At 67.1% G+C, this 25,411-nt stretch carries 23 protein-coding genes and 1 tRNA gene; 2 read left to right on the plus strand and 22 right to left on the minus strand.

Going from position 1 to position 25,411, the window contains the following annotated elements; translation table 11 throughout:
• Positions 1-9: 9 nt before the first annotated feature.
• The 21 genes from rpsS to EFK10_RS16220 form a co-directional block, all read right to left on the minus strand.
• A complete protein-coding gene (rpsS, locus tag EFK10_RS16115; RefSeq protein WP_127356386.1) occupies positions 10-291 on the minus strand; it encodes a 30S ribosomal protein S19 in 282 nt (93 codons plus the stop codon).
• Positions 292-303: 12 nt separating this feature from the next.
• The gene (rplB, locus tag EFK10_RS16120; RefSeq protein ID WP_127356387.1) at positions 304-1,140 is read right to left on the minus strand and encodes a 50S ribosomal protein L2; all 837 of its coding nucleotides are present in this window, start codon (positions 1,138-1,140) and stop codon (positions 304-306) included.
• Positions 1,141-1,179: 39 nt separating this feature from the next.
• Positions 1,180-1,503, minus strand: coding sequence for a 50S ribosomal protein L23 (rplW, locus tag EFK10_RS16125; RefSeq protein WP_127356388.1), 324 nt, complete (start codon positions 1,501-1,503; stop codon positions 1,180-1,182).
• The gene (gene rplD / locus EFK10_RS16130) at positions 1,503-2,153 is read right to left on the minus strand and encodes a 50S ribosomal protein L4 (protein WP_127356389.1); all 651 of its coding nucleotides are present in this window, start codon (positions 2,151-2,153) and stop codon (positions 1,503-1,505) included. The genes rplW and rplD overlap by 1 nt, the downstream gene beginning before the upstream one ends.
• 4 nt (positions 2,154-2,157) lie before the next feature.
• Positions 2,158-2,802, minus strand: coding sequence for a 50S ribosomal protein L3 (rplC, locus tag EFK10_RS16135; protein WP_127356390.1), 645 nt, complete (start codon positions 2,800-2,802; stop codon positions 2,158-2,160).
• 14 nt (positions 2,803-2,816) lie between these two features.
• Complete coding sequence (gene rpsJ / locus EFK10_RS16140; RefSeq protein ID WP_127356391.1) at positions 2,817-3,125, minus strand: 30S ribosomal protein S10; 309 nt, start codon at positions 3,123-3,125, stop codon at positions 2,817-2,819.
• 462 nt (positions 3,126-3,587) lie between these two features.
• Complete coding sequence (gene tuf / locus EFK10_RS16145; RefSeq protein ID WP_127356392.1) at positions 3,588-4,781, minus strand: elongation factor Tu; 1,194 nt, start codon at positions 4,779-4,781, stop codon at positions 3,588-3,590.
• Positions 4,782-4,955: 174 nt separating this feature from the next.
• Positions 4,956-7,085: an elongation factor G gene (gene fusA, locus EFK10_RS16150; protein WP_127356393.1), complete on the minus strand. Its 2,130-nt coding sequence runs from the start codon at positions 7,083-7,085 to the stop codon at positions 4,956-4,958.
• A 38-nt stretch (positions 7,086-7,123) separates the two neighbouring features.
• Positions 7,124-7,594, minus strand: a complete 471-nt coding sequence (gene rpsG, locus EFK10_RS16155; protein WP_127356394.1) for a 30S ribosomal protein S7 — start codon at positions 7,592-7,594, stop codon at positions 7,124-7,126.
• Positions 7,595-7,596: 2 nt separating this feature from the next.
• Positions 7,597-7,968, minus strand: coding sequence for a 30S ribosomal protein S12 (gene rpsL, locus EFK10_RS16160; RefSeq protein WP_014144289.1), 372 nt, complete (start codon positions 7,966-7,968; stop codon positions 7,597-7,599).
• A 257-nt stretch (positions 7,969-8,225) separates the two neighbouring features.
• Positions 8,226-8,663: a DUF1707 and DUF4190 domain-containing protein gene (locus EFK10_RS16165; protein WP_127356395.1), complete on the minus strand. Its 438-nt coding sequence runs from the start codon at positions 8,661-8,663 to the stop codon at positions 8,226-8,228.
• A gap of 69 nt (positions 8,664-8,732) precedes the next feature.
• Positions 8,733-12,632: a DNA-directed RNA polymerase subunit beta' gene (locus tag EFK10_RS16170; RefSeq protein ID WP_127356396.1), complete on the minus strand. Its 3,900-nt coding sequence runs from the start codon at positions 12,630-12,632 to the stop codon at positions 8,733-8,735.
• Positions 12,633-12,727: 95 nt separating this feature from the next.
• Positions 12,728-16,213 (minus strand): DNA-directed RNA polymerase subunit beta, encoded by a 3,486-nt coding sequence (gene rpoB / locus EFK10_RS16175; RefSeq protein WP_127356397.1) that lies wholly within the window; start codon positions 16,211-16,213, stop codon positions 12,728-12,730.
• A 551-nt stretch (positions 16,214-16,764) separates the two neighbouring features.
• The gene (gene rplL / locus EFK10_RS16185; RefSeq protein ID WP_127356398.1) at positions 16,765-17,148 is read right to left on the minus strand and encodes a 50S ribosomal protein L7/L12; all 384 of its coding nucleotides are present in this window, start codon (positions 17,146-17,148) and stop codon (positions 16,765-16,767) included.
• A gap of 87 nt (positions 17,149-17,235) precedes the next feature.
• Positions 17,236-17,799, minus strand: coding sequence for a 50S ribosomal protein L10 (rplJ, locus tag EFK10_RS16190; protein ID WP_127356399.1), 564 nt, complete (start codon positions 17,797-17,799; stop codon positions 17,236-17,238).
• A 273-nt stretch (positions 17,800-18,072) separates the two neighbouring features.
• Complete coding sequence (locus EFK10_RS16195; RefSeq protein ID WP_127356400.1) at positions 18,073-18,795, minus strand: hypothetical protein; 723 nt, start codon at positions 18,793-18,795, stop codon at positions 18,073-18,075.
• Positions 18,796-18,893: 98 nt separating this feature from the next.
• On the minus strand, positions 18,894-19,616 hold the full coding sequence (gene rplA / locus EFK10_RS16200) for a 50S ribosomal protein L1 (RefSeq protein WP_127356401.1): 723 nt from the start codon (positions 19,614-19,616) through the stop codon (positions 18,894-18,896).
• 67 nt (positions 19,617-19,683) lie between these two features.
• A complete protein-coding gene (gene rplK, locus EFK10_RS16205; protein ID WP_127356402.1) occupies positions 19,684-20,118 on the minus strand; it encodes a 50S ribosomal protein L11 in 435 nt (144 codons plus the stop codon).
• A gap of 173 nt (positions 20,119-20,291) precedes the next feature.
• Positions 20,292-21,179 (minus strand): transcription termination/antitermination protein NusG, encoded by an 888-nt coding sequence (gene nusG, locus EFK10_RS16210; RefSeq protein WP_127356403.1) that lies wholly within the window; start codon positions 21,177-21,179, stop codon positions 20,292-20,294.
• A gap of 73 nt (positions 21,180-21,252) precedes the next feature.
• Positions 21,253-21,555: a preprotein translocase subunit SecE gene (secE, locus tag EFK10_RS16215; protein ID WP_127356404.1), complete on the minus strand. Its 303-nt coding sequence runs from the start codon at positions 21,553-21,555 to the stop codon at positions 21,253-21,255.
• A gap of 59 nt (positions 21,556-21,614) precedes the next feature.
• A tRNA-Trp gene (locus EFK10_RS16220) sits at positions 21,615-21,687 on the minus strand.
• A gap of 189 nt (positions 21,688-21,876) precedes the next feature.
• Between EFK10_RS16220 and EFK10_RS16225 the strand changes: the two genes are divergently transcribed.
• Entirely contained in the window at positions 21,877-23,112 is a 1,236-nt protein-coding gene (locus EFK10_RS16225; RefSeq protein WP_127356405.1) for a pyridoxal phosphate-dependent aminotransferase, read from the plus strand.
• 96 nt (positions 23,113-23,208) lie between these two features.
• On the plus strand, positions 23,209-24,225 hold the full coding sequence (locus EFK10_RS16230) for an adenosine deaminase (protein ID WP_127356406.1): 1,017 nt from the start codon (positions 23,209-23,211) through the stop codon (positions 24,223-24,225).
• A gap of 123 nt (positions 24,226-24,348) precedes the next feature.
• Here the strand turns inward: EFK10_RS16230 and EFK10_RS16235 are convergent, their stop codons facing one another.
• Positions 24,349-25,404, minus strand: a complete 1,056-nt coding sequence (locus tag EFK10_RS16235; protein WP_127356407.1) for a UDP-N-acetylmuramate dehydrogenase — start codon at positions 25,402-25,404, stop codon at positions 24,349-24,351.
• Positions 25,405-25,411: the final 7 nt, after the last annotated feature.

Consider the following 25,411-nt stretch of genomic DNA (forward strand, 5'->3'; position numbering starts at 1 on the left):
ACCCCGCCGTCAGCGACGCTTCGACTTGCGGTCGTCCTTGACGTGGCCGCGGAAGGTGCGGGTCGGCGAGAACTCGCCGAGCTTGTGGCCGACCATGGACTCGGTGACGAACACCGGGACGTGGATCTTGCCGTTGTGCACCGCGATGGTGTGGCCCAGCATCGCCGGGATGATCATCGAGCGCCGGGACCAGGTCTTGATGACGTTCTTGGTGCCAGCTTCGTTCTGTACGTCCACCTTCTTGATCAGGTGGTCGTCGACGAAGGGCCCCTTCTTGAGACTGCGCGGCATCTAAACCCGCTCCTAGCGCTTCTTGTTCGTCTTGCGGCGGCGGACGATGTACTTGCTGCTTGCCTTCTTCGGCGAGCGAGTACGTCCTTCCTTCTGACCCCACGGGCTGACCGGGTGACGGCCTCCCGAGGTCTTGCCCTCGCCACCACCGTGCGGGTGGTCGACGGGGTTCATGGCCACACCGCGGACGCTCGGGCGAACGCCCTTCCAGCGCATACGGCCGGCCTTGCCCCAGTTGATGTTCGACTGCTCGGCGTTGCCGACCTCGCCAATGGTGGCGCGGCAGCGAACGTCGACCATACGGACCTCACCGGACGGCATACGAAGGGTGGCCATGGAGCCCTCCTTCGCCAGCAGCTGGACGGAAGAGCCCGCGCTGCGGGAGATCTTCGCGCCGCCGCCGGGACGCAGCTCGATGGCGTGGATGGTCGTACCGACCGGGATGTTGCGGAGCGGGAGGTTGTTGCCCGGCTTGATGTCGGCGCCAGCGCCGTTCTCAATCCGGTCACCCTGGCTCAGCTTGGCCGGGGCCAGGATGTAGCGCTTCTCGCCGTCCGCGTAGTGCAGCAGCGCGATGCGCGCGGTGCGGTTGGGGTCGTACTCGATGTGCGCGACCTTGGCCGGCACGCCGTCCTTGTCGTGACGACGGAAGTCGATCACTCGGTAGGCGCGCTTGTGTCCGCCACCCTGGTGGCGAACGGTGATCCGACCGGCGTTGTTACGGCCGCCCTTGCTGTGCAGAGGGCGAACCAGCGACTTCTCCGGCGTGGACCGCGTGATCTCGACAAAGTCGGCGACGCTGGAGCCACGACGGCCCGGGGTCGTCGGCTTGTACTTGCGGATACCCATTTCTCAGTCCTCGTCCGATTCCGGACGACTCGGACTCCGTTAGGAGACCGGGCCGCCGAAGATGTCGATTCGGTCGCCCTCAGCGAGGGTCACGATGGCGCGCTTGGTGTCCTTGCGCTTGCCGAAGCCGGTGCGGGTGCGCTTGCGCTTGCCCTGCCGGTTGATCGTGTTGACCCCGGTGACCTTGACCGAGAAGACCGCCTCGACGGCCTGCTTGATCTGGGTCTTGTTCGAGCCCGGCGCGACGATGAACGTGTACTTGTTCTCGTCCAGCAGGGCGTAGCTCTTCTCCGACACGACCGGCTTGACAAGAATGTCGCGCGGGTCCGTGAAGGTCTTGCTCGTGATCGTCGCCTCGGACATCAGGCGTCGCTCCCTTCGGTCTCGGCAACGCCGGCACCGGTGAAGCGGTCGAAGGCGTCCTTGGTGAACACCACGTCGTCGGAGACGAGCACGTCGTACGTGTTCAGCTGACCGGCCTCCAGGATGTGGACCTGGGGCAGGTTGCGGGCGGACAGCCACGCGGCCTCGTCGGCACGCTCGACGACCAGGAGCACGTTCTTGCGCTCACTGATCTTGCCGAGGAGGGACTTGGCAGCCTTCGTCGACGGGGCGGAGCCCTCGACGACGCCGGTCACGACGTGGATGCGGTTGTGACGCGCGCGGTCGGTCAGAGCGCCCTTGAGGGCGGCCTTGACCATCTTCTTCGGGGTCCGCTGCGAGTAGTCACGCGGCTTGGGGCCGTGGACGACGCCACCGCCGACGAACTGCGGGGCGCGGGTCGAACCCTGACGGGCGCGGCCGGTGCCCTTCTGGCGGTACGGCTTCTTGCCACCACCACGGACCTCGCCACGACGCTTGGTGCTGTGCGTGCCCTGACGGGCGGCAGCGAGCTGCGCCACGACGACCTGGTGGATCAGCGGGATGCTGACCTTGGCGTCGAAGATCTCGGCCGGGAGCTCTACGGTCCCGGTGGTGTCGCCGGAGGGCGACAGAATGTCAATGGTGCTCATATCCTCAGGCCCCCTTGGCCGCGGTGCGGACCAGGACGAGGCCGCCGTTCGGACCGGGGATGGCTCCCTTGATGAGGAGCAGTCCCTTCTCCGCGTCAACGGCGTGGACGGTCAGGTTCTGGGTGGTGACCCGCTCGTTGCCCATACGGCCTGCCATGCGCATGCCCTTGAACACACGGCCCGGGGTGGCGCAGCCACCGATGGAGCCGGGCGAGCGGTGCTTGCGCTGGACGCCGTGTCCGGCGCCGAGGCCCTTGAAGTTGTGACGCTTCATGACACCGGCGAAGCCCTTGCCCTTGCTCTTGCCCGTGACGTCGACCTTGACGCCGGACTCGAACACCTCGGCAGTGATCTCCTGGCCGAGCGTGTACTCGCCGGCGTCGGAGGTGCGGAGCTCCACCAGGTGGCGGCGGGGGGTCACGTCTGCCTTGGCGAAGTGGCCCTTGAGGGGCTTGTTCACCTTGCGCGGGTCGATCTCGCCGAAAGCGATCTGGATCGACTCGTAACCGTCGACGTCGTTGGTACGGACCTGGGTCACGACGTTCGGGCCGGCCTTGACAACAGTGACCGGGACGACACGGTTGTTCTCGTCCCAGACCTGGGTCATGCCGAGCTTCTCGCCCAGGATGCCCTTGATCTGCTTTGCCATCTTCTCCGCGCCTCTCAGAGCTTGATCTCGATGTCAACGCCGGCCGGAAGGTCCAGGCGCATCAACGAGTCAACGGTCTTGGGCGTCGGGTCGAGGATGTCGATCAGGCGCTTGTGCGTGCGCATCTCGAAGTGCTCGCGCGAGTCCTTGTACTTGTGCGGCGACTTGATGACGCAGTACACGTTCTTCTCAGTGGGCAGCGGCACCGGGCCCGCGACATGCGCACCAGTACGGGTCACCGTCTCGACGATCTTCTTCGCCGAAGAGTCGATGACCTCGTGGTCGTATGCCTTGAGCCGAATGCGGATCTTCTGTCCCGCCATGGCTTCCTCGTAATCCTGTCTCTGTGGAACGCTCTGGAACCTGGTGGTTCGACCGTCTTTCCCCGACCCACGCGGTCGGGCGTGTCGCTCCCCTTCCCGTAAATCTCCGCATGGCGAAGATCCCTCGTGAAGGGGTTCGTGGGAGAAGACACCCACCAGGTGCCTGGTCTGCACCCCGTTGACACTTCCCGGAAGATTCCCGTACGTCCGCCCCAGCAGGGGCGACGAGTACTGTGGGACTCGCTTCCGGTCCTCCCGACGAGAGGCGTGCAACATCGGCGCTCGACCGAGCAACTTGGCTAGTCTGCCATACCGACCGCGCCGGACGCCAATCGGGCGGATTACCTTACCCATGACGTCGGTTATGTCAAACCTGATGCCACCTGGTGCACCCAAAGCCGAGGGCCCGGTCCCACCGCCGAAGCGGTGGGACCGGGCCCTCGTACCAGCTGGGTCGCTAGATCACTGGGTGATCTTGGTGACCTGGCCGGCGCCGACCGTACGGCCACCCTCGCGGATGGCGAACTTCAGGCCCTCCTCCATGGCGATCGGCTGGATCAGCTGAACGCTCATGGCGGTGTTGTCGCCCGGCATGACCATCTCGGTGCCCTCGGGGAGGGTCACGACGCCGGTCACGTCGGTGGTCCGGAAGTAGAACTGCGGACGGTAGTTGTTGAAGAAGGGGGTGTGACGGCCACCCTCGTCCTTCGACAGGATGTAGGCCTGGGCCTCGAACTGGGTGTGCGGCGTGACCGTACCCGGCTTGATGATGACCTGGCCACGCTCGACGTCCTCGCGCTTGATGCCACGAAGCAGCAGACCGACGTTCTCACCGGCCTGGCCCTCGTCGAGCAGCTTGCGGAACATCTCGATGCCGGTGACCGTGGTGGTGGTCTTGGCTTCCTTGATGCCGATGATGTCGACGGTCTCGTTGACCTTGAGGACACCACGCTCGATACGACCGGTGACAACGGTGCCACGGCCGGTGATGGTGAAGACGTCCTCGATCGGCATCAGGAACGGCTTCTCGACGTCACGCTCGGGAGTCGGGATGGCCTCGTCCACGGCCGCCATGAGGCCGAGGAGCTTCTCGCCCCACTCCTTGTCGCCCTCAAGGGCCTTGAGTGCCGAGACGCGCACGACCGGAAGGTCGTCGCCCGGGAACTCGTACTCGGAGAGCAGCTCACGGACCTCGAGCTCGACGAGCTCCAGGATCTCCTCGTCGTCCACCATGTCGGCCTTGTTCAGGGCGACAACGATGTACGGAACGCCGACCTGGCGGGCCAGGAGCACGTGCTCCTTGGTCTGCGGCATCGGGCCGTCGGTGGCGGCGACCACGAGGATGGCGCCGTCCATCTGCGCCGCACCCGTGATCATGTTCTTGATGTAGTCCGCGTGACCGGGGCAGTCGACGTGCGCGTAGTGACGCGACTCCGTCTGGTACTCGACGTGCGCGATCGAGATCGTGATACCGCGCTGGCGCTCCTCGGGAGCCTTGTCGATCTGGTCGAAGGCCGAGGCCTCGTTCAGGTCCGGGTACGCGTCATGCAGCACCTTGGTAATGGCGGCCGTGAGGGTCGTCTTACCGTGGTCGATGTGACCGATGGTGCCGATGTTGACGTGCGGCTTAGTCCGCTCGAACTTCGCCTTCGCCACTGGGGTCCTCCTGTGGAGTGGTTCTGTACGCCTTGCTTCATCGGCGCCAGGTGATCTTTGCTGGGGTTGCGGGCGAGGAGAGCACCCGCCGCAATCTTCTTACGGATTGCGACGGTATGCCCCACTGCCTGCCGTCAAGCCTAAGGCTTGCGTGGAACTCCGGGATCCCCGGAGCTACTCGCCCTTGGCCTTCGCGATGATCTCCTCGGCGACGTTCCGCGGAACCTCGGCGTAGGAGTCGAACTGCATCGAGTAGCTTGCGCGACCCGAGGTCTTGCTGCGGAGGTCTCCGACGTAGCCGAACATCTCCGAGAGGGGCACGAGGCCCTTCACGACGCGGGCGCCGCTGCGCTCATCCATGGCCTGGATCTGGCCACGGCGGGAGTTCAGGTCGCCGATGACGTCGCCCATGTAGTCCTCGGGCGTGGTGACCTCTACGGCCATCATCGGCTCGAGGAGCACGGGGCTCGCCTTGCGCGCACCCTCCTTGAACGCCTGCGAACCGGCGATCTTGAAGGCGAGTTCGGACGAGTCGACCTCGTGGTAGCCACCGTCGAGAAGGGTGACGCGGACGCCCACCATCTCGTAGCCGGCCAGGATGCCGAACTTCATGGCCTCCTGCGCACCGGCGTCCACCGACGGGATGTACTCGCGGGGGATGCGGCCACCGGTGACCTTGTTGACGAACTCGTAGGACGCGTCGCCACCCTCGAGCGGCTCGAGCATGATCTGCACCTTGGCGAACTGACCGGTACCACCGGTCTGCTTCTTGTGGGTGTAGTCAATGCGCTCGACCGTCTTGCGGATGGTCTCGCGGTACGCGACCTGCGGCTTGCCGACGTTGGCCTCGACCTTGAACTCGCGCTTCATGCGGTCGACCAGCACCTCGAGGTGCAGTTCGCCCATGCCGCCGATGATGGTCTGGCCGGTCTCCTCGTCCGAGTGGACCTGGAAGGAGGGGTCCTCCTCCGAGAGACGCTGGATGGCGACACCCAGCTTCTCCTGGTCACCCTTGGACTTGGGCTCGATGGCGACCTGAATGACCGGCGCCGGGAAGTCCATGGACTCCAGGATCACCGGGTTCTTCTCGTCGCACAGCGTCTCACCGGTGGTGGTCTGCTTCAGGCCCATGACGGCGATGATGTCGCCGGCGCCCACCGAGTCGATCTCCTCACGCTTGTTCGCGTGCATGCGGTAGATCTTGCCGATGCGCTCCTTCTTACCCTTCACCGAGTTCAGCACAGCGCTGCCGGACTCCAGGCGGCCCGAGTAAACCCGGACGAAGGTGAGCTTGCCGAGGTGCGGGTCGCTCATGATCTTGAACGCCAGGCCGGAGAACGGCTCGTCGTCCGACGGCTTGCGCTTGACGATGACGTCGGGGTCCTTGACGTCGTGGCCCTCGATGGCCTCGACGTCCAGGGGCGACGGCAGGTAACGCACGACCGCGTCGAGCAGGGGCTGTACGCCCTTGTTCTTGAACGCGGTGCCGCAGAACACCGGGGTGACGGTGACAGAGCCCGCGCCGCCCTTGGAGGCGAGGGTGATGCGGCGGATGGCCGCCATCAGCTGCTCCTGGTCGGGCTCCTGGCCCTCCAGGTACAGCTCCATCATCTCGTCGTCGTTCTCTGCCACGGCCTCGAGCAGCTTGCCGCGCCACTCGTCGGCCGCCTCGACGTGGGTGTCCGGGATGTCGACGACGTCGTACATCTCGCCCTTGGTCGCCTCGGCGGACCAGACCAGAGCCTTCATCTGGACGAGGTCGACCACGCCCTTGAAGTCGGCCTCGGCACCGATCGGGAGCTGCATGACCAGCGGAACCGCGCCAAGGCGGTCCACGATCATGTCGACGCAGCGGTGGAACTCCGCGCCGGTGCGGTCGAGCTTGTTGACGAAGCAGATACGCGGCACGCCGTAGCGGTCCGCCTGACGCCACACAGTCTCGGACTGCGGCTCCACGCCGGCGACACCGTCGAAGACGGTGACGGCGCCGTCGAGGACGCGGAGCGAACGCTCCACCTCGACGGTGAAGTCGACGTGACCGGGGGTGTCGATGATGTTGATCGTGTGATCAACACCCTCGAGCGGCCAGTGACAGGTCGTCGCGGCGGACGTGATGGTGATGCCGCGCTCCTGCTCCTGCTCCATCCAGTCCATCGTGGCAGCGCCGTCGTGGACTTCACCGATCTTGTACGAAACACCGGTGTAGAACAGGATCCGCTCGGTGGTGGTCGTCTTGCCCGCGTCGATGTGGGCCATGATCCCGATGTTGCGGACCTTGGCCAGGTCAAGCGAAGTGGTGGCCATAAGGCTCAGTCTTCTCTCGGTTCTCGATGGGGTTGTGACTACCAGCGGTAGTGCGCGAAGGCCTTGTTGGACTCGGCCATCTTGTGGGTGTCCTCACGACGCTTGACGGAGGCGCCGAGACCGTTGCTGGCGTCCAGCAGCTCGTTCATCAGGCGCTCGGTCATGGTCTTCTCGCGGCGGGCCCGGGAGTAGCCCACGAGCCACCGGAGGGCGAGGGTGGACTGACGACCCGGGCGGACCTCGACAGGCACCTGGTAGGTCGCGCCACCGACGCGGCGGGACTTGACCTCGATGGCCGGCTTGACGTTCTCCAGGGCGCGCTTGAGCGTGACGACCGGGTCGGAACCGGTCTTCTCGCGCACACCTTCGAGGGCGCCGTACACGATGCGCTCAGCGGTGGAGCGCTTGCCGTGGAGGAGGATCTTGTTGACGAGCGAGGTCACCAGAGGAGAACCGTAAACCGGGTCGATGATGACCGGGCGCTTCGGGGCGGGGCCCTTACGAGGCATTCTTACTTCTCCTTCTTGGCGCCGTAGCGGCTGCGGGCCTGCTTGCGGTTCTTGACACCCTGGGTGTCGAGGGAGCCGCGGATGATCTTGTAGCGAACACCCGGCAGGTCCTTCACACGGCCGCCGCGCACGAGCACGATGGAGTGCTCCTGCAGGTTGTGGCCCTCACCCGGAATGTAAGCGGTGACCTCGATGCCACTGGTCAGGCGGACACGAGCCACCTTGCGCAGCGCCGAGTTCGGCTTCTTCGGGGTGGTCGTGTAGACGCGCGTGCAGACGCCGCGACGCTGGGGGGAACCCTTCAGCGCGGGCGTCTTGTTCTTCTCGACCTTGTCCTGCCGGCCCTTCCGGACCAGCTGCTGGATCGTAGGCACCGTTTCTCCGGTTTCTGTGTGCCGATCTCGATACATCTAACCTGGGGTTTCAGCGATCCGCTCCGACCCACGCGGTCGGGTGTGTCGCGGACCTCATACGTTTCCCGGGGAACAGGAAGTGCGTATTTGTCGGTGTCTCGGCCACGGTGTCCCACGCGGTCAAGTGCACGCGCGAGAACCCGGGCACACCCCAGGCACAAGGTCAGAGCGTACCTATAGCATCGGCTCCGGTCAAAATGAAAGCGGCTGCGCCGCCGTCAGCCCGCCTCGTGCACTACCGCGGTGATCAGCGCGACCATCAGCGCCACGGCCACCACCATCACGATGGTGACCACATAACCGAGCACCAGGCCGCCCACCGCCAGCCCGTCGCCCTGCTCACCGGTGCGACGGATCTCACGCCGGGCCATGTGCCCCAGCACGATGGCCGGAATCGCCGTCACCCCCACGAAGACCCCGCTCACCCCGCAGACCAGGGCCCCCACCGCCTTGCTGTTGGTGCGCGGAGGGCGGGCCGGCAACGGCAGTGGGGGCCGCGGCAGGTCGTGGGTGAGCGCGCTGAGTTCGCCGCTCGTACGGGCCTGGAAGGCCAGGCCTATCCGGTCCTCGTACTCCCCCTGCGTCAGACGCCCCTCGGTGAAGGCGTCCTTCAGGGTCTCCACCGCACGCTCGCGGTCAGCATCACCGGCCAGCATCCCTCCATCATGCCGCAGGGCGGCCACCCCGGCGTGGGGTGGCCGCCCTGCGGCTTACTGCGGTACGACTCAGCCGTTGTACGGGCCGTAGTCGTAGTCCTCCAGCGGGACGGCCTGGCCGGAGCCGGTGCCGAACGGGCTGTAGTCGATGTCGTCGTAGCCGACGGCCGAGTACATCGCGGCCTTGGCCTCCTCGGTCGGCTCGACCCGGATGTTGCGGTATCGGGACAGACCCGTACCGGCCGGGATGAGCTTACCGATGATGACGTTCTCCTTGAGGCCCAGCAGCGAGTCCGACTTGGCGTGGATCGCCGCGTCGGTGAGCACTCGGGTCGTCTCCTGGAAGGAGGCGGCCGACAGCCAGGACTCGGTGGCCAGCGAGGCCTTGGTGATACCCATCAGCTGCGGACGGCCGGAGGCGGGGTGACCGCCCTCGGAGACCACACGACGGTTCTCGGTCTCGAAGCGACCACGCTCGACCAGCTCGCCGGGCAGCAGCTCGGCATCGCCGGACTCGATGATCGTCACGCGGCGGAGCATCTGCCGGATGATGATCTCGATGTGCTTGTCGTGGATCGACACACCCTGGGAGTTGTAGACCTTCTGGACCTCGTTGACCAGGTGCACCTGCACCGCACGCTGGCCGAGGATGCGCAGCACGTCGTGCGGGTTGGTCGCGCCGACGATCAGCTTCTGGCCGACCTCGACGTGGTCACCCTCACTCACCAGGACACGGGCACGCTTGGAGATCGGGTAGGCGATCTCGTCGGAGCCGTCGTCCGGGGTGACGATGATCTTCTTGGTCTTCTCGGTCTCCTCGATACGGACCCGGCCGACGGCCTCCGAGATCGGGGCCACGCCCTTGGGCGTACGGGCCTCGAAGAGCTCGACGACACGCGGCAGACCCAGGGTGATGTCGTCACCGGCCACACCACCGGTGTGGAAGGTACGCATCGTCAGCTGGGTACCGGGCTCACCGATCGACTGGGCCGCGATGATGCCGACGGCCTCGCCGATGTCCACCAGCTTGCCGGTGGCCAGGGAGCGGCCGTAGCACATGGCGCAGGTGCCGACGGCGGACTCACAGGTCAGGACCGAACGCATCTTGACCTGCTCGACGTCGTTCGCGACGAGCTGGCCGATGAGTACGTCGCCCAGGTCGGCGCCGGCCGTGGCCAGCACCTTGCCGTCCACCACGACGTCCTCTGCGAGGCAGCGGGCGTACACCGTGGACTCGACGTTGTCGTTCTTGCGAAGGACACCGTCGTCGCCGCGCGAGGCGATCGTCAGCTTGAGGCCGCGCTCGGTGCCGCAGTCCTCCTCGCGGATGATCACGTCCTGCGAAACGTCCACCAGACGACGGGTGAGGTAACCCGAGTCGGCGGTACGCAGGGCGGTGTCGGCGAGACCCTTACGGGCACCGTGGGTGGAGATGAAGTACTCCAGCACGGACAGACCCTCGCGGAACGACGCCTTGATGGGACGGGGAATCGTCTCGTTCTTGGCGTTGGACACCAGGCCACGCATACCCGCGATCTGACGCATCTGCATCATGTTTCCGCGGGCACCCGAGTCGACCATCATGAAGATCGGGTTGGTCTTCGGGAAGTTCGCGTTCATCGCCTCGGCAACCTCGTTGGTCGCCTTGGTCCAGATCGCGATGAGCTCCTGCGTGCGCTCGTCCTTGGTGATCAGACCGCGCTCGTACTGCTTCTGGACCTTCTCGTCCTGGGCCTCGTAGCCCTTGACGATGGCCTTCTTGGCCTCCGGCACGACGATGTCGGAGACAGCGACGGTGACACCGGAACGGGTGGCCCAGTGGAAGCCGGCCGCCTTCAGGTTGTCCAGCGTTGCCGCCACGACGACCTTCGGGTAGCGCTCGGCGAGGTCGTTGACGATCTCGGAGAGCTGCTTCTTGCCCACCGGGTAGTCCACGAACGGGTAGTCCTCGGGCAGCAGCTCGTTGAAGAGCGCCCGCCCCAGGGTCGTGGCCAGCCGGAAGGTGTCGCCGAGCTGGTACGGCTCGTCGCCCTCTTCCTGGGCCGGCGGGGTCCAGCCGCGCGGCGGGACGGTGCCAACCGGGAAGCGGATGTCGACCGTCGACTGGAGCGAGAGCTCGCGGTTGTCGAAGGCCATGATCGCCTCGGCGGTCGAGCCGAACGCCCGGCCCTCGCCCTTGAGCTCGCGCTCCTCGGGGTCGGTGGTCAGGAAGAACAGACCGAGCACCATGTCCTGGGTCGGCATGGTGACGGGACGACCGTCGGCCGGCTTCAGGATGTTGTTCGAGGACAGCATCAGGATGCGGGCCTCGGCCTGCGCCTCTGCGGACAGCGGCAGGTGGACGGCCATCTGGTCACCGTCGAAGTCCGCGTTGAACGCGGTGCAGACGAGCGGGTGGATCTGGATGGCCTTGCCCTCGACCAGCTGCGGCTCGAAGGCCTGGATACCGAGGCGGTGCAGGGTCGGCGCACGGTTCAGCAGCACCGGGTGCTCGGCGATGACCTCTTCCAGCACGTCGTACACGACCGTGCGGCCGCGCTCGACCATGCGCTTGGCGCTCTTGATGTTCTGCGCGTGGTTGAGGTCGACCAGGCGCTTCATCACGAACGGCTTGAAGAGCTCCAGCGCCATGGCCTTCGGCAGACCGCACTGGTGCAGCTTGAGCTGCGGGCCGACGACGATGACGGAACGTGCCGAGTAGTCGACTCGCTTGCCGAGCAGGTTCTGACGGAAACGACCCTGCTTGCCCTTGAGCATGTCGCTCAGGGACTTCAGCGGGCGGTTACCGGGACCGGTGACCGGACGGCCACGACGACCGTTGTCGAACAGCGCGTCGACGGCCTCCTGCAGCATCCGCTTCTCGTTGTTCACGATGATCTCGGGGGCACCGAGGTCAAGGAGACGCTTGAGGCGGTTGTTGCGGTTGATGACGCGGCGGTACAGGTCGTTCAGGTCGGAGGTCGCGAAGCGGCCACCGTCCAGCTGCACCATCGGACGCAGGTCCGGCGGGATCACCGGGACGCAGTCCAGCACCATGCCGTTGGGCTTGTTGGTGGTCTGCAGGAAGGCGGAGACGACCTTGAGGCGCTTGAGCGCACGGGTCTTCTTCTGGCCCTTGCCGGTCCGGATGATCTCGCGGAGCTTCTCGGCCTCTTCCTCCAGGTCGAAGGACTCCAGGCGCTTCTGCAGCGCCGCGGCACCCATCGAGCCCTGGAAGTACGTGCCGAAGCGCTCGCGCAGCTCGCGGTAGAGCAGCTCGTCGCCCTCGAGGTCCTGGACCTTGAGGTTCTTGAAGCGGGCCCACACCTCGTCGAGACGGTCGAGCTCGCGCTGCGCACGGTCGCGCAGCTGCTTCATCTCGCGCTCCGCGCCCTCGCGCACCTTGCGGCGCACGTCGGCCTTGGCGCCCTCGGCCTCCAGCTCGGCCAGGTCCGTCTCGAGCTTCTTCTGCCGGCCCTCGACGTCCGCGTCACGGCGGTTCTCGATGTGCTGGCGCTCGACGGAGACCTGGGCCTCCAGGGAGGGCAGGTCGCGCGTACGGCGCTCGTCGTCCACCCACGTGATCATGTAGGCGGCGAAGTAGATAACCTTCTCGAGGTCCTTCGGGGCGAGGTCGAGCAGGTAGCCCAGCCGCGACGGAACGCCCTTGAAGTACCAGATGTGGGTGACAGGCGCGGCGAGCTCGATGTGGCCCATCCGCTCACGACGCACCTTGGCGCGAGTGACCTCGACGCCGCAGCGCTCACAGATGATGCCCTTGAAGCGCACACGCTTGTACTTGCCGCAGTAGCACTCCCAGTCCCGGGTCGGACCGAAGATCTTCTCGCAGAAGAGTCCGTCCTTTTCGGGCTTGAGGGTTCGGTAGTTGATGGTCTCCGGCTTCTTCACTTCGCCGTGCGACCAAGTACGAATGTCGTCCGCGGTGGCAAGGCCGATCCGCAGCTCGTCGAAGAAGTTGACGTCGAGCACTTGTCGTCAATCCCTCTTTCAGGGTCGAGTGTCAAACATGGTCTGAACGGTCCGGGGAAGGTGGGGGCTCTCCGAGAAGAGCCCCCACCGGCCCGTCAGACCTCTTCGACGCTGCTCGGCTCGCGCCGGGACAGGTCGATACCGAGCTCCTCCGCGGCACGGAAGACGTCCTCGTCGGTGTCGCGCATCTCGATGGACATGCCGTCCGAGGACAGCACCTCCACGTTGAGGCAGAGCGACTGCATTTCCTTGATGAGCACCTTGAAGGACTCGGGGATGCCCGGCTCGGGGATGTTCTCGCCCTTGACGATGGCCTCGTAGACCTTCACGCGGCCGAGCACGTCATCGGACTTGATCGTCAGGAGCTCCTGGAGGGCGTAAGCGGCGCCGTAAGCCTCCAGCGCCCACACCTCCATCTCACCGAAGCGCTGACCACCGAACTGAGCCTTACCACCCAGCGGCTGCTGGGTGATCATGCTGTACGGACCGGTGGAACGAGCGTGCAGCTTGTCGTCCACCAGGTGGTGCAGCTTGAGGATGTACATGTAGCCGACCGAGATCGGGTCCGGGAACGGCTCGCCGGAGCGGCCGTCGAACATCCGGGCCTTACCCGAGGGCAGGACCATGCGCTCGCCGTCACGGTTCGGGATCGTGGCCTCGAAGAGACCGGTGATCTCGTCCTCGCGGGCACCGTCGAACACCGGGGTGGCGACGTTGGTGCCGGGGTCGACCTGGTCGGCGCCGATGGCCTGCAGGCGCTGCGCCCACTCCTGGCTGAGCCCGGAGACGTCCCAGCCCTGCTGGGCGAGCCAGCCGAGGTGGATCTCCAGGACCTGTCCCGGGTTCATTCGGGACGGGACGCCGAGCGGGTTGAGGACGATGTCGACCGGGGTGCCGTCCTCCAGGAACGGCATGTCCTCGATCGGCAGGATCTTGGAGATGACGCCCTTGTTGCCGTGACGGCCGGCGAGCTTGTCACCGTCGGTGATCTTGCGCTTCTGCGCCACGTACACGCGCACCAGCTGGTTCACACCGGGGGGAAGCTCGTCGCCCTCCTCACGGTCGAAGACGCGGACGCCGATGACCTTGCCGATCTCGCCGTGCGGCACCTTCAGCGAGGTGTCACGGACCTCACGGGCCTTCTCGCCGAAGATCGCGCGGAGCAGGCGCTCCTCCGGGGTCAGCTCGGTCTCGCCCTTGGGCGTGACCTTGCCGACCAGGATGTCGCCGGCGACGACCTCGGCACCGATACGGATGATGCCGCGCTCGTCGAGGTCGGCGAGGACCTCCTCGGAGACGTTCGGGATGTCCCGGGTGATCTCCTCGGGGCCGAGCTTGGTGTCACGGGCGTCGACCTCGTGCTCCTCGATGTGAATCGAGGAGAGGACGTCGTCCTGCACCAGACGCTGGCTGAGGATGATCGCGTCCTCGTAGTTGTGGCCCTCCCACGGCATGAACGCCACGAGCAGGTTCTTGCCGAGCGCCATCTCACCGTTCTCGGTGGACGGACCGTCGGCGAGCACCTGGCCGGCGACGACGCGAGCACCCTCGTCGACGACGACCTTCTGGTTGAAGGCGGTGCCCTGGTTCGAGCGCGCGAACTTGGCGACGCGGTACGTGTTGTACGTGCCGTCGTCGTTGGCGACGGTGATGTAGTCCGCGGAGACCTCCTGGACCACACCGTCCTTGTCGGCCTTGATGACGTCACCGGCGTCGACCGCGCAGCGGTACTCCATGCCGGTGCCGACCAGCGGGGCCTGGCTCTTGATGAGCGGCACCGCCTGGCGCATCATGTTCGATCCCATGAGCGCACGGTTGGCGTCGTCATGCTCCAGGAAGGGGATCATGGCGGTCGCGGCCGACACCATCTGGCGCGGCGAGACATCCATGTAGTCCACTTCGTCGCCGGGCACGAGGTCGACCTCGCCGCCACGGCGACGGACCAGCACACGGGCCTCGACGAAGGTGTTCTCGTCGCTCAGCGGAGCGTTCGCCTGGGCGATGAGGTAGCGGTCCTCCTCGTCGGCGGTCAGGTAGTCGACCTCTTCGGTCACCCGGCCTTCGACGACCTTGCGGTACGGAGTCTCGATGAAGCCGAAGACGTTCACCCGGCCGTACGAGGCGAGCGAGCCGATCAGACCGATGTTCGGGCCTTCGGGGGTCTCGATCGGACACATGCGGCCGTAGTGCGAGGGGTGCACGTCACGGACATCCAGGCCGGCCCGCTCACGGGACAGACCACCGGGGCCCAGCGCCGACAGGCGGCGCTTGTGGGTCAGGCCCGACAGCGGGTTCGTCTGGTCCATGAACTGGGACAGCTGGCTGGTGCCGAAGAACTCCTTGATGGAGGCGACGACCGGCCGGATGTTGATCAGGGTCTGCGGCGTGATCGCCTCGACGTCCTGGGTCGTCATCCGCTCACGGACCACGCGCTCCATCCGGGCCAGGCCGGTACGCACCTGGTTCTGGATGAGCTCGCCGACATTGCGCAGACGGCGGTTGCCGAAGTGGTCGATGTCGTCGGGCTCGACCACGAGGGTCTGGCCGTTCTCGCCGACCGTCTCGGTCTCGCCCGCGTGAAGCTTCACCAGGTACTTGATCGTCGGGATGATGTCCTCGACGGTCAGCACACCGGAGTTCAGCGGCTGGGTGCCGCCGAGCTTCTTGTTGACCTTGTAGCGGCCGACCTGCGCGAGGTCGTAGCGCTTGGGGTTGAAGTAGAGGTTCTCGAGCAGCGTCTGCGCGGCCTCACGGGTCGGGGGCTCGCCCGGACGCAGCTTGCGGTAGATGTCGAGCAGTGCGTCGTCCTGGCCCTGCGTGTGGTCCTTCTCCAGGGTGGCGCGCATGGACTCGTATTCGCCGAACTCCTCGAGGATCTGCTCGGTGGTCCAGCCGAGAGCCTTCAGGAGGACGGTGACCGACTGCTTGCGCTTGCGGTCGATGCGGACACCGACCATGTCGCGCTTGTCGATCTCGAACTCCAGCCAAGCGCCCCGGGAGGGGATGACCTTGGCGGAGTAGATGTCCTTGTCGGACGTCTTGTCGATCTGGCTGTCGAAGTAGACACCCGGCGAGCGGACCAGCTGCGAGACGACGACACGCTCGGTGCCGTTGATGCAGAAGGTGCCCTTGTTGGTCATGAGCGGGAAGTCGCCCATGAAGACCGTCTGGGACTTGATCTCGCCGGTCTCGTTGTTGGTGAACTCGGCGGTGACGAAAAGCGGGGCAGCGTACGTGAAGTCGCGCTCCTTGCACTCGTCGATCGAGTTCTTGGGAGGCTCGAAGCGGTGGTCGCGGAAGGTCAGCGACATCGACCCGGAGAAGTCCTCGATCGGCGAGATCTCCTCGAAGATCTCTTCCAGGCCGGACTTCGTGGGGACTTCGTGACCACTGTCCAGAGCCGCCTCGACGCGAGACTTCCAGGCGGCATTACCGAGGAGCCAGTCAAAGCTCTCGGTCTGCAGCGCCAGGAGGTTCGGGACCTCGAGCGGCTCCTTGATCTTCGCGAAAGAAATGCGCAGCGGGGCAGTGCTGGCGCCGTTGTTCGTATGGGCAGTCGAGGCGTTGCGCGAGGCGGCCAAGAGGGGGTCCTTCCGAGGGCTCGGACTCACTACGCGCGTACCGGCTTCCGCCCCTGAGTCAGGCAGGAACATCCTGGTCAGGACGTCCCTCGAGTGTGCTCAGGCTTGGGCTTGCCCCTGGTGACGGGCCAGCGGGCAGCTAACAGGCAGCGCAAAGGGTCAGTGTAGCCACTTGGCACACTGATGTCCAGTGCAGAGTTCCGGAGACCGGCAGAGCCAATCTCTCCCTCCGAGAGGGGTCGCCCCCTCGTTGTACTTCGCGCTTGCATCGCTTGGCGTTAGCGAGCATTCCCGCATCGCCGTCGATCCATGCCTCGGTGCTGGTTCGATGTGGCGACGCGTCCTGAGAATTGCGCGCCGCGTGCGGTTCGTCAAGGCCTCCGCCGGGCGGAGATCGTCACACGCCACACCCCTGACCGGCGATGATCACCTTACCGGGGCCCACCGACAGCCCTGGTGGACCACCACTCAAACGACCGAGGGCGGCCACCCGTAAGGGTGGCCGCCCTGCGGCTGATCAGCCCTGCGAGAGGGCTACGCGATCAATGGGGTCACTTGACCTCGACGGACGCGCCCGCGGCCTTGAGGGACTCGGCGGCCTTCTCAGCGGCCTCCTTGGCGACCTTCTCGAGGACCGGCTTCGGAGCGCCGTCCACGAGGTCCTTGGCCTCCTTCAGACCCAGCGAGGTCAGCTCACGCACGACCTTGATGACCTGGATCTTCTTCTCGCCGGCGCCGGTGAGGATGACGTCGAACTCGTCCTGCTCCTCGGGGGCCTCGGCGACGGCGGCAGCGCCACCACCGGCGGCAACGGCAACCGGGGCGGCGGCCGTGACGTCGAACTTGTCCTCGAAGGCCTTAACGAACTCGGCCAGCTCGATGAGGGTGAGCTCCGCGAACTGCTCGAGCAGCTCGTCCTGGGACAGCTTCGCCATGATTGGCGTCCTTCCACTAATTTCGGCAGGTGCCGGATGCGTACATGTAGGCGGGCGTTCCGGCCCGCTGATACCGAACGGAGAGAGTTACTCCGCCGCCTCGGCCTCGGCGGGAGCCGGGGTACCGGCACCGCCCTGCTCGGCCTGCTTGGCACGAAGCGCTTCCGCGGTGCGGACGAACTTCGACAGGGGGGCCTGGAAGAGCGCGGCAGCCTGGGACTGCTTTGCCTTGAAGGCACCCGCCAGCTTGGCGAGCAGCACCTCGCGGGACTCGAGGTCCGCAAGCTTCTTGATCTCATCCGCGGAGAGCGCCTTACCGTCAAGGACACCGCCCTTGATGATGAGGTTCGGGTTCTCCTTGGCGAAGTCACGCAGACTCTTCGCCGACTCCACCGGGTCACCGGTGATGAAGGCGACCGCCGTCGGACCAGCGAACTGGTCGTCCAGCGTGCTGATCCCGGCCTCGTTGGCCGCGATCTTGGTCAGCGTGTTCTTCACCACGGCGTACTGGGCGTTCTCACCGAGCGAACGGCGCAGCTGCTTGAGCTGGGCCACGGTGAGACCGCGGTACTCGGTCAGCACTGCGGCGTTCGAGCTGCGGAACTTGTCCGTCAACTCGGCAACCGAGGCAGCCTTGTCGGGCCTCGCCATGAGTCTCGGCCTCCTTCCGGGTGATTGCGGACCGCACGGAAGGGGCTGAACAAAACGAAACGCCCCGGCGCAGGCGCACGGGGCGGACTCGACCGGGTGTGAACCACGGGAGTCTTCCTCTGTCACCTACGCGGGTCGTCCGCATGTAGCGGATCCTTCGGCCGCCGCTCCCTCGAATCGGGCGCGGCAACGACCAGCGGTCTTTGGCTTCCCCCAAAGAGTACGTGACGCCCGCGCCCGGACCAAATCGCCCGACAGCGCCCCCGACGGCGCCTATGAGGCGGACGCCGACGGGCTCGCGCTCTGCGCCTTCAGCAGCGCCGTGTAGTCCACCGTGTCGGCCGCCGGAGGGGCCTTGACGACGACGTGGGTGCCGTAGTGCGCGTAGTAGGCGGTGGTTGTCGTGGAGCCGGCCGAGCCGTCGTCCTTCTGCAGCGACTTGATCACCAGGCCCCGCTTGTCGATCCACAGCTCGATCCGCTGGCTGGCGGTGGTCCCGAGGTAGTGCGTGGTCTTCACACCGCGCACCTGCTCCGTACCGACCTTGCGTACGTCCCCGGACGCGATGAGCTCCTTCACCGGCTCTGCGGGGTCGCTCGCGCCGAGCTGCCCGGCGAGAGTCCCCGCCGCGGCGGCGCTGTACTTCAACCAGTGCCTGCCGCCCATGGAGGCGGCGACGCTGTCGGACACCCGTACGTAGGCGGCTTTGCGCAGGCTGCGGGTCTCGCCCGCGCCGGTGCCGGTCACGGTCAGCCGGCCGCTGGTGGGGGTGCGGGACCAGTCCAGGACGCCGTGCCGGGCGCTGGAGGAGGTGCCGGTCTTCGAGGTGCCGTCGACCTGGGCGGAGCCGGCCTTCTCGGTGGCTGTGGCGGCCTTGCGCAGCGCGCTGAGCACCTGGGGGTCGGTGGAGGTGGCGGAGGCGCCCGGGGAGGCCGTACCGCCGCTGCAGCCCGCGAGGACGGTCGTCACCAGCGCGACAGCCGCGCACGTCGTCATGCGCCACCTGATGTCCATAAAGGCAGAAAGTAACAGGCTGGGCCCGCTCCCGGAGGAGCGGGCCCAGCCTGTTGTGTCTTGTGCAGACGCGAGGACCGTCAGACGGTCGCGTCCTCCTCGGCGAGGAGGTTGCGGGTGCGGTTCGGGTCCACCAGGATGCCCGGGCCCATCGTGGTGCTGATGGCGGCCTTCTTGATGTAGCGACCCTTGGCGGCGGACGGCTTCAGACGGAGGATCTCGTCCAGCGCGGCGCCGTAGTTCTCGACCAGCTGCTGCTCACCGAACGAGGTCTTGCCGATGATGAAGTGCAGGTTCGAGTGCTTGTCGACGCGGAACTCGATCTTGCCGCCCTTGATCTCGGTAACCGCCTTGGCGGTGTCCGGGGTCACGGTGCCGGTCTTCGGGTTCGGCATCAGGCCACGGGGACCGAGCACGCGGCCCAGACGGCCGACCTTGCCCATGAGGTCCGGGGTGGCGACGACGGCGTCGAAGTCCAGACGGCCCTTCGCGACCTCGTCGATCAGTTCGTCGGAGCCGACGATGTCGGCGCCCGCGGCACGCGCGGCCTCGGCACGGTCACCGGTCGCGAAGACCAGGACCCGGGCGGTCTTGCCGGTGCCGTGCGGAAGGTTCACGGTGCCACGGACCATCTGGTCGGCCTTGCGCGGGTCGACACCCAGACGCATAGCGACCTCGACGGTCGAGTCGAACTTGGTGGTGGAGGTGTCCTTCGCGATACGGACGGCCTCGAGCGGGGCGTACTGACGCTCCCGGTCGATCTTGGCGTCCGCAGCGCGGAGAGACTTGCTGCGCTTGCTCATTGCTTCTCCTGAATGCTTTGGAGTCGTGGTGTGGGCCGAGCAGGCCCTTCCACAGGGGTGGTGGCTGTCAGCCCTCGACCGTGATGCCCATGGAACGGGCGGTGCCGGCGATGATCTTCGCGGCGGCGTCCAGGTCGTTGGCGTTCAGGTCCGGGAGCTTGGTCGTGGCGATCTCGCGCACCTGGGCGGTCGTGATCTTGGCGACCTTCTTGACGTGCGGCTCGCCGGAGCCCTTGTCCACACCCGCGGCCTTCAGGATCAGCTTCGCGGCCGGCGGAGTCTTGGTGATGAAAGTGAAGGAACGGTCGTCGTAGACCGTGATCTCCACCGGCACGACCATGCCACGCTGCGACTCGGTCGCGGCGTTGTAGGCCTTGCAGAACTCCATGATGTTCACGCCGTGCTGGCCCAGCGCGGGGCCGACCGGCGGGGCCGGGTTGGCCGCGCCGGCGTTGATCTGGAGCTTGATAAGCCCCGTGACCTTCTTCTTCTTGGGAGGCATTGCTCTCTCCGGGTCCTAGTGAGAGTGTTCTCTGCCTGCGAGCAGGCATACCGCACCACGATAGCGGGTACTGTGGCGAGGCCTGAAACCGAGCAGGTCAGGACGGTCCCCCGCAGGCGGGGGTGCCCCCAGCGAGAGCCGGCCTGACCTGGACGGAAGACTGGGTGCCGCGACTAGTTCTTCTGGATCTGGTCGAAGCTGAGCTCGACCGGAGTCTCGCGGCCGAAAATCTCGACGAGGCCCTTGACCTTCTTCGAGTCGGCGTTGATCTCGTTGATCGTCGCCTGCAGCGTCGCGAACGGGCCGTCGGTGACGGTGACCGAGTCGCCGACCTCGAAGTCCAGCACCTGGACCTCGACCTTGCGCCTGGACGGTGCGCCGCCCTCGGCCTCGGCAGCGGCGGCCGCCGCCTCCTCGACCTCCGGGGCGAGCATCTTGACGATCTCGTCCAGGGTCAGCGGGTACGGGTCGTACGCGTTGCCGACGAAGCCGGTGACGCCGGGGGTGTTGCGGACGACGCCCCAGGACTCGTTCGTCAGGTCCATGCGCACCAGCACGTAGCCGGGCAGCTTGTTCTGGCGGACGGTGCGGCGGTCGCCGTTCTTGATCTGGACGACTTCTTCCTGGGGCACTTCGGCCTGGTAGATGTAGTCCTCGACGTTGAGCGAGACGGCGCGCTGCTCCAGGTTGGACTTCACGCGGTTCTCGTAGCCGGCGTAGGTGTGGATCACGTACCACTCGCCGGGCAGGGTGCGGAGCTCCTCGCGGAAGGCCTGGACCGGGTCGACCGGCTCGGCTTCCTCTTCCTCGGGCTCGTCCTCGGAGTCCTCGGTGGCCTCGGCCGCGAGGGCCTCGTCCTCGTCCTCGACGCGGACGGCGGCAACCTCGGCGGGGATGCCCGCTTCGGCGTCCTCGGACTCGAACTCGTCGATCTCGTCGGCAGCCTCGACGATTTCCAGCTCGGTGTCGTCGCCCGTGACCTCGGCCGAGACAGCCGCGTCAACGTCGGCTTCTACCGCCTCAGCGGAATCGACGGCGTCGTTCAGATTCGGGTCAGACACGGTGGCTGCTTCTTCCTGACTTCAAGGGGTGGATCTGGCGGTCGGGCGCCTTTGGGCACCTTCCGCGGGGGAATCACCCGAAGACGTACGAGACGCCCTTGCTGAATCCCCAGTCAATCACGGACACGAGCGCGATGATGACCACAACGAACACGATCACCACGCTGGTGTACGTGACCAGGTCGTTCCGGGAAGGCCAGACGACCTTGCGCAGCTCGGCGATGATCTGGCGGTAGAAGAGCGCGAGCCGGGCCACAGGGCCCTTCTTGCCGCGCTTGCCGCCCTTGCGGGCCTTCTTGCTGGTGGTCTCCGCGGACTCAATGTCTTCGGGTCGACCACTCTCAGGCGTTGCGGTGGAGCCCAGGGCTTCCGTCACTCGTCCTCACCTGAATCCGGGTCGTTTGCTGAAAATTCCTTACCTACGCCTGCGTGTAGCAGGGCCGGAGGGACTCGAACCCCCAACCGCTGGTTTTGGAGACCAGTGCTCTACCAATTGAGCTACGACCCTTTGAAGCGTCCCCAACGTACCGCATCCGACCGGCTGCACGATGTGCGCAGGCAAGATCAGCTCGCAGGGTCCATCGACGGATGAGTGTACGTGTTCGGCGACCTCGCGTCGAATGCATAGCGTCCGGCCGGGCGGTTCGAGTCGGGAACTCGTATGCCCCGGGCCCGGGGCGTCTGCGACGATGCAGACATGACCGCTGCAACCCCTCCCGTAAAGTCCCCCACCGAACGACGCGTGTCGGCCCGCATCGGGTCGATCTCCGAGTCCGCGACGCTCGCCGTGGACGCCAAGGCCAAGGCCCTCAAGGCCGCCGGGCGTCCGGTGATCGGCTTCGGCGCGGGCGAGCCGGACTTCCCCACCCCCGACTACATCGTCGAGGCCGCGGTGGAGGCCTGCCGCAACCCCAAGTACCACCGCTACACCCCGGCCGGGGGCCTGCCGGAGCTGAAGGCCGCCATCGCGGCGAAGACGCTCCGTGACTCCGGGTACGAGGTCGACCCGTCCCAGGTCCTGGTCACCAACGGCGGCAAGCAGGCCATCTACGAGGCCTTCGCCGCCATCCTCGACCCGGGTGACGAGGTCATCGTCCCGGCTCCGTACTGGACCACCTACCCCGAGTCGATCCGCCTGGCCGGCGGCGTCCCGGTCGAGGTCGTCGCGGACGAGACCACCGGCTACCGGGTGTCCGTGGAGCAGCTGGAGGCCGCCCGCACCGAGCGCACCAAGGTGCTGCTCTTCGTGTCGCCCTCCAACCCGACCGGCGCGGTCTACCCGCGTGAGCAGGTCGAGGCGATCGGCCGCTGGGCCGCCGAGAAGGGCCTGTGGGTCCTGACGGACGAGATCTACGAGCACCTGGTCTACGGCGACGCGGAGTTCTCTTCCCTGCCGGTCGTGGTGCCCGAGCTGGCCGACAAGTGCATCGTCGTCAACGGTGTCGCCAAGACCTACGCGATGACCGGCTGGCGGGTCGGATGGGTCATCGGCCCGAAGGACGTCGTCAAGGCCGCGACCAACCTGCAGTCGCACGCCACTTCCAACGTCAGCAATGTGGCGCAGGTCGCGGCGCTCGCCGCCGTCTCCGGCGACCTCGACGCCGTCGCGGAGATGCGGACCGCGTTCGACCGCCGCCGCCAGACGATCGTCCGGATGCTCAACGAGATCCCCGGCGTCGTCTGCCCCGAGCCCGAGGGCGCCTTCTACGCCTACCCGTCCGTGAAGGGCCTGCTCGGCAAGGAGATCCGCGGCAAGCGCCCGGCCGACTCCGTCGAGCTCGCGGCGCTCATCCTGGACGAGGTCGAGGTCGCCGTGGTCCCGGGCGAGGCCTTCGGCACGCCGGGCTACCTGCGGCTGTCGTACGCGCTCGGCGACGAGGACCTGGTCGAGGGCGTCTCGCGGATCCAGAAGCTGCTGGGCGAGGCCCACTGACGACTGGGCCCGGGCTTGCCCGAATACGGATTCGGGCAAGCCCTCGTTCGGGCAAAGCGGTACCGGCGCGACCATGGCGTACGGCAGGATCTGTGAATGGCACGTGACGTACGAACGCTCCCCAAGGCACACCTGCACCTGCACTTCACCGGCTCCCTGCGGCCCAGCACACTGCTCGAGCTGGCGGACAAGTACGGTGTGCACCTTCCCGAGGCCCTGACCTCCGGCGAGCCCCCGAAGCTCCGCGCGACGGATGAGCGCGGCTGGTTCCGTTTCCAGCGGCTCTACGACAGTGCGCGGGCGGTGCTGCGGGAGCCCGAGGACATCCAGCGGCTGGTCCACGAGGCCGCCGAGGAGGACGCCAGGGACGGCTCGGGCTGGCTGGAGATACAGGTCGACCCGACCTCGTACGCACCCCGCCTGGGCGGGCTCATCCCGACGATGGAGATCATCCTCGACGCGGTGGAGACCGCCTCCCGGGACACCGGGGTGGGCATGGCCGTGATCGTCGCCGCCAACCGCATGAAGCACCCGCTGGACGCCCGGACGCTGGCGCGGCTCGCCGTGCGGTACGCCGACCGGGGCGTGGTCGGCTTCGGGCTCTCCAACGACGAACGGCGGGGCCTGGCCCGGGACTTCGACCGCGCCTTCGCCATCGCCCGGGACGGCGGGCTGCTGGCCGCGCCGCACGGCGGCGAACTCTCCGGCCCCAGCAGTGTCCGCGACTGCCTCGACGACCTCCACGCCGGGCGCGTCGGGCACGGGGTCCGGGCGGCGGAGGATCCGCGGCTGATGGCGAAGCTCGCCGAACGGCAGATCACCTGCGAGGTGTGCCCGGCGTCCAACGTTGCCCTGGGCGTCTACGAGAAGCCCGAGGACGTGCCGCTGCGCACGCTCTTCGAGGCCGGTGTGCCGATGGCGCTCGGCGCCGACGACCCCCTGCTCTTCGGCTCGCGGCTGGCCGCGCAGTACGAACTGGCCCGGGACGCGCACGCCTTCACCGACGAGGAGCTGGCCGAGCTGGCCCGCCAGTCGGTGCGGGGCTCCCGCGCCCCGGAGGACGTACGGGACCGGCTGCTGGCCGGCGTCGACGGCTGGCTCGCGGCGGGGTGAGCGCCGGGGGCGCCGTAGGCGGCGTCAGGCGATGCCGGCCCGGACGGTCTGCGTCGGCGACCCGGCGACGGTCAAGCAGGTGGTGGGGGTGGGCGGCGCCAAGGGCTGACGCGCGGAAGGCTGTTACAGGCTGACGCCGACCGTCACGGGCTCGTTGACCAGCGTGACGCCGAAGGCCGCGTGAACACCGTCCCGCACCTCACGGGCGAGGGCGAGGAGGTCCTCGGCCTTCGCGTGGCCGCGGTTGGTCAGGGCGAGCGTGTGCTTGGTGGAGATCCGGGCCGGTCCCGAGCCGTAGCCCTTGGTGAAGCCCGCCTTGTCGATCAGCCAGGCGGCGGAGGTCTTCACATGGCCGTCGCCCGCCGGCCAGCCGGGCGGCGCCGCCTCGGGGCCGAGGCGGTCGTGCACGCGGCTGATGAAGGCGTCGTACTCGGCGTCGCTCAGAACGGGGTTCGTGAAGAAGGAGCCCGCGGACCAGGTGTCGTGGTCGTCAGGGTCCAGGACCATGCCCTTGCTCGCGCGCGTCCTCAGCACGGTCTCGCGGGCGAGCGCCAGCGGGACGCGCCCGCCGGGCTCGACGCCGAGCGTGCGGGCGACCTCGGCGTACTTGACGGGCGCGGACAGCCCGCCCGCGTCCTCCAGGTCGAAGCGGACGCGGAGCACCACGTAGCGGGCCGGGTCCGCCTTGAAGCGGCTGTGGCGGTAGGAGAAGGCGCAGTCCGCGTTCTTGACGGTCACCACCGCGCCGAGGTCGCGGTCGTACGCGACCACCTCGGCGATCGTGGCCGACACTTCCTGGCCGTACGCGCCCACGTTCTGGATCGGCGTCGCCCCGGCCGAGCCGGGGATGCCGGCCAGGCACTCGATTCCGGCCAGCCCCGCCTCGACGGTCCTGGCCACGGCGTCCGTCCAGACCTCGCCGGCGGCGAGTTCGAGCCGCGTACCGTCCAGGCCGAAGCCGGTGGTGGCCATGCGCAGCGCGGTGCCGTCGAAGCCGTCGTCGCCGATCACCAGGTTGCTGCCGCCCCCGATGATCAACAGCGGGGTGCCGGAGTCGTCCGCCTCCCGCACCGCCGCGACGACCTCGTCGTCGGTCGTGGCCGTCACCAGGCGTGCGGCGGGGCCACCCAGGCGGAAGGTCGTCAGCGGGGCAAGCGGGGCGTCGTACGTAACGGTCACGCGGTTC

Source organism: Streptomyces soli, assembly GCF_003999195.1.
GTDB lineage: Bacteria > Actinomycetota > Actinomycetes > Streptomycetales > Streptomycetaceae > Actinacidiphila > Actinacidiphila soli.